Genomic DNA, 4,656 nt, shown 5'->3' with positions numbered 1-4,656 from the left:
GGCCACGCGCTACGACAAGCTCGCCCTTCGCTACGAGGCCACCGTCCGGATCGCTGCCATCAACGAATGGCTCTGACTTACCAAACAGGCCCTAGGCCGGGGTCCGCGGCGGCGGGGAACGCCAGCCGGGCGGTGCGGCCCCTCCGGCGCGTTCCGGTGGACCGCGCCGCCCGCCTCACCCCAGGGGCGGGCCGTCCGCGGCGCCGGCCTCGCGCGCCGCGCGTTCCAGGCGGTCCCGGTACCCCTCCCACCAGGCGCGGTCCACGGCGGGCAGGTTGTCCCCTCCGGCCGCCAGCCCGGCGGCGCCGTCGATGAGCTCCCGGAGGATGTCGGCGTGCCCCGCGTGCCGGTCGGTCTCCGCGATCAGGTGGACCAGGACCAGCCGCACCGTCACCTCGGCCCGGTCCTGCGGCCACCAGGGGACGCGGCCGACCGCGTCCGCCCCCAGCTCGGCGACCGTGGCGTCCCCATGGGCCCACACCCGCCTGTACAGGCCCACGATGTACTCGCGCGACTCGTCGGGGGTGGCCCACATGTCCGTGTTGGGCTCCGCGCCGGGGTCGGCCCAGGGCACCGGCTCCCCGAAGGGGCGGCCGAACACCGTCCCCAGGTAGTCCGACTCGACGGCGACCAGGTGCTTGACCAGGCCCAACAGGTTGGTCCCGGTCGGTGTCACCGGTCGGCGGACGTCGTACTCCGAGAGCCCGTCCAGCTTCCACAGGACGGCTTCCCTGGCTCCCCGGAGGTAGCGCAGGAGCTCGGGGCAGGGGTCTGTCGCGGTCATTCGGCAACGCCTTTCATGAGGGGCGCCCCGCCCGGACGGGCGGGGCCGAGGACTGTTCTGCGCACCACCGGCCCGCGCGGGGGAGCCCGCACCCGGCGCGCGGGCGTGACCGGCACGGACCGGTCCCGGGTGCTCCTCGCGGGCGCGTATCGTGAGCGCACTCCGCACCGATGTCGAGGGGGAACAGCGGCATGTCCACCGTCCAGCAGCACCCGATCCTGCCGTCCGTGATCCTGGAGACCGAACGCCTGCGCCTGCGCGCGTTCGTCGAGGCCGACATCGACGACGTGCACACGAGCTGCACCGACCCCGAGCTCCAGCGGTGGATCCCGATCCCCGGCCCCGGGCGGCCCTACACCCGCGAGGACGCCGAGCAGTGGTGCCGCGAGGTCGCCCCGGGGATGCGCACCGGCGGCGAGGGCCAGCAGTGGGCCGTCGTGGAGAAGGGGACGGGCCGCCTGGTGGGCGCCATCGGCCTGGTCCGCACCCTGTGGCCCGCCATGAACACCGAGGTCGGATACTGGGTGTCCCCCTGGGGCCGCGGCCGGGGGTACGCGACCGAGGCGGCCGTGGCCGTCTCCCGCTGGGCGGTCGACCAGGGCTTCCTCCGCGTGGAGATCAAGGCGGGCACCGGGAACACCGGCTCCCGCCGGGTCGCGGAGCAGGCCGGATTCACCTTCGAGGGCGTCGAGCGGAGCGCGATGCCGCTGCACGAGGGCCGGACGGACCTGGCCGTGTACAGCCTCCTGCCCTCCGACCTGGTCCGCGCCGACGGCCTGTAGCCCCGGGCACGCGGGCGTCGGGCCGCCTCCCGCCGCGCGGACCGCGCCCGGGCGGACGCCCACGGGCCTGCCCGCACCGACCGCCCCCGGGCGGACGGCCGCGGGGCCGCCCGTCCGGTTCCGCGCGGGCGCCGGGCCGGCCGGGAGCGTCCGCGTGAGAGGCCCTAGCCCCACACGCGGGAGAGCAGCCAGGTCCCGCTGGCCGTGTCGTGGCGCAGTTCGTACACGCCCTGGGACCGGGACGTTCCCGCCTCCACCCTCCAGTGCCTGCGCTCGGGCACCTGGGACCCGCTCACCGGTGTCCAGTCCATACGCAGCGTGACCCAGTGGTCGAGGATCCTGCGCACGCCGTACACCCTGCCGTTCCACGTGAACCGGGCCGGGCGCCCGTCATCCTCGACGACGGTGACCTCCGCCCCGTAGTAGCGTCCCACGACACTTCCCCTCAGCATCATCCGCCTCCTGAGCCCCAACGCATGTCGCCGGGACACCCACCCGTGGGGAAGTCGCGGACGAGTGTCGAACATGTGTTCTAATCCTAGCGAAATCAGCGGCCCCGTGGAACTGTTTCGGGAAGTTCCGCATCCCCCCATGTGACGACCGGTCCGGCCCCGCGCGGAACCCCGGCGCGAGCACCGGGCCGTCGGCGCACTGTTCGAGGGCCGCCACCCGCACGGGACACACCCCGGTCGACCTCCGGCCCTCCCCACCACCGCGTTCGGCGTCCGGCCCCGCCCCGGAGCGGCCGAGCGCCGAACCAGTTCAGAACGCGTCGGCGTGTCGGCATCGGTACGCTGTCAGGCGCGCAACACACGAGCCACTACGAGGGACCCCCCACTGTGACGTCGAACGGACACGAGAGCGGCAAACCCCTGCGTGCGGGGGACCCGCGCGAACTGGACGGCCACCGCATCGTGAGCCGCCTGGGGCGCGGCGGCATGGGCACCGTGTACCTCGCCGAGGACCCCTCCGGCCGGTCCGTGGCCGTCAAGCTCATCCATCCCGACCTGGCCGACGACGAGTCCTTCCGCCTCCGCTTCGCACGCGAGGTCGAGTCCGCCCGCCGCGTCGCCCGCTTCTCCACCGCCGGGGTCCTCGGCGCCCGGCTGGAGGGCGAACCCCTCTACATCGTCACCGAGTACGTGCCGGGGCCGAACCTGGACGAGGCGATCCGCTCGGGCGGGCCCATGGGCGGCGGCACCCTCGAGGGGCTCGCCCTGGGCGTGGCCGCCGCCCTCACCGCCATCCACGGGTCGGGGGTGGTCCACCGCGACCTCAAACCCGCCAACGTCCTGCTCTCCCCCGTGGGCCCCAAGGTCATCGACTTCGGCATCGCCCGCGCCCTGGACGAGGCGGGCGGCGGGGTCACCCGCTCCAGCCAGCTCATGGGCACCCCGTCCTACACGGCCCCCGAACTCCTCCTGGGGGAGCAGGCCACCGCGGCCGCCGACATCTTCGCCTGGGGCTGCCTCGTCGCCTTCTCCGGCACGGGCAGGGCCCCCTTCGACGCGGCCACCGTGCCCGCCGTCCTCCACAACATCTCCTCCGCGCCGCCCCGCCTCGACGGCCTCGACCCGGCCCTGCTGGACCTGGTCCGGGCGACCCTGGACAAGAACCCCGCCAACCGGCCGTCCTCCCAGCAGATCCTGGCGCGCCTGACCGGTCAGGCGGAACCGGAGGAGGCGGAGGTCCGCCGCACCATCACGGACTCCTGGGCCCCGCCCAGCGGTGTGCCCGTGGTCGGAGCGCCGCCGCAGGAGACCGGCGCCGGGCTCGCGCACAACGGACCGGCCGGAGGCGGGGCCGCCCCCCGGGGCCCCGCCACACCCCCCGGCGGACAGCCCTCCGAGGCCGGGGATCCCCTGCGGCCGGGGACCGCCGGCGCCCACCCCTTCCAGGACCCCCGCGCGCAGCAGCCGCCGGTTCGACCGGTGCCGCCCACCCAGCAGGTCCCCCCGGACCGGACCCCGCCGACCCGGCAGATGCCCGACGGGCGCGGGCACCCGCCGTCCGGCCCCCAGCCGGCCCAGGGACACCGGGCCGTGTACCCGAACCAGCCCCCGGGCCGGGGGCAGAACCTCCCCGGCCGCTACCCGCCGCCGGGCCAGGGAGGCCCTTCCCTCCCTCCGCACGACCGGCGCCCCGGCACGCAGCAGGCGAACTTCAGCGGCCCCGGCGGCCCGGGAGGCCCCGTGGGCCCGGTGGCGGCCGGCGCACGCCCGAACCCGGGCAGGCGCCGCAGGACGGTCGCGATCGGCGCCGCCGCGGCCGCGGTCGTCCTCGTCGCCGCCGTCGGCGGGGCCGTCCTGCTGAACGGCTCCGAGGAGGTGCCGCCCACCGTCTCCCTCTACGAGATCGACTTCACCACCGACCCGGACTGGGGCTCGGTCTACGACCCCGGCACGGAGGACGGCTACTGGCAGGAGGAGCGCGGCTACCTCCTCCAGCACGACCCCGGGACCAGCACCTACGTCAGCCGCGGCACGAAAGCGGCGATCACCACCGAGAGCGTGCTCCCCGACAGGGTCGTGGTCAGCTCCACCGCCTACGTCGTCGAGGGCCCCGAGCAGGCCGTGTTCGGGGTGCGGTGCTGGGACAACGACGGCGAGGAGTACCGCACCCACTACGAGGCCCTGCTCCGCTACGACGGCAGGCGCGCGGAGATCCGCCGGATGAACGAGGAGGACGGCGACCGCACCCTCGCCGAGACCACCGAGGTCTCCGGGTTCGAGCCCTACCCCCTCTTCGACGAGGAGGTGCGGGACGGTGACTACGACCCGGACCGCCCCTACGTCTTCGAGGCCGACACGGTGCCGACCAACACGGTGACGCTCTCCTGCCAGTACTACGGCGAGGACGCGGAGGACGGGGAGGGGGAGCGCATGGAGCTGTCGATGTGGGTCAACGACGAACACGTGCTGACCACCGTCGACGACACCCCGCTGCCCGACGACGGGGAGGAGGCGGGGGACCGCCGCCAGGTCGGCGTCGTCACCCGCCCCGGGCCCGGCAACGAGCCCCTCGGCGTGCTCTTCACCGACTTCTACCTCGGCGAGGTCACCGAGGAGGGGTAGGGGCGCGCCGCCGGGC

At 75.0% G+C, this 4,656-nt stretch carries 4 protein-coding genes; 2 read left to right on the top strand and 2 right to left on the bottom strand.

The genetic code is table 11. The features are described 5' to 3' along the window. Positions 1-175 precede the first annotated feature (175 nt). Positions 176-784, bottom strand: a complete 609-nt coding sequence (locus ACWGL3_RS31080) for a DinB family protein (protein WP_267948557.1) — start codon at positions 782-784, stop codon at positions 176-178. Between the two features lie 191 nt (positions 785-975). Between ACWGL3_RS31080 and ACWGL3_RS31075 the strand changes: the two genes are divergently transcribed. After that, positions 976-1,566: a GNAT family N-acetyltransferase gene (locus ACWGL3_RS31075; RefSeq protein WP_267948556.1), complete on the top strand. Its 591-nt coding sequence runs from the start codon at positions 976-978 to the stop codon at positions 1,564-1,566. A 164-nt stretch (positions 1,567-1,730) separates the two neighbouring features. On the opposite strand, the gene ACWGL3_RS31070 is transcribed toward ACWGL3_RS31075, so the two are convergent. After that, positions 1,731-2,021, bottom strand: coding sequence for a DUF6504 family protein (locus ACWGL3_RS31070; protein WP_378554889.1), 291 nt, complete (start codon positions 2,019-2,021; stop codon positions 1,731-1,733). 384 nt (positions 2,022-2,405) lie between these two features. Here ACWGL3_RS31070 and ACWGL3_RS31065 point away from each other — a divergent pair, with 384 nt between their 5' ends. Beyond that, a complete protein-coding gene (locus ACWGL3_RS31065; RefSeq protein WP_267948554.1) occupies positions 2,406-4,640 on the top strand; it encodes a serine/threonine-protein kinase in 2,235 nt (744 codons plus the stop codon). Positions 4,641-4,656: the final 16 nt, after the last annotated feature.

It is taken from the genome of Nocardiopsis sp. NPDC055824, assembly GCF_053616335.1.
Note: the sequence above shows the minus strand (reverse complement) of the source record. Positions and strands in the feature narration are given on the sequence as shown.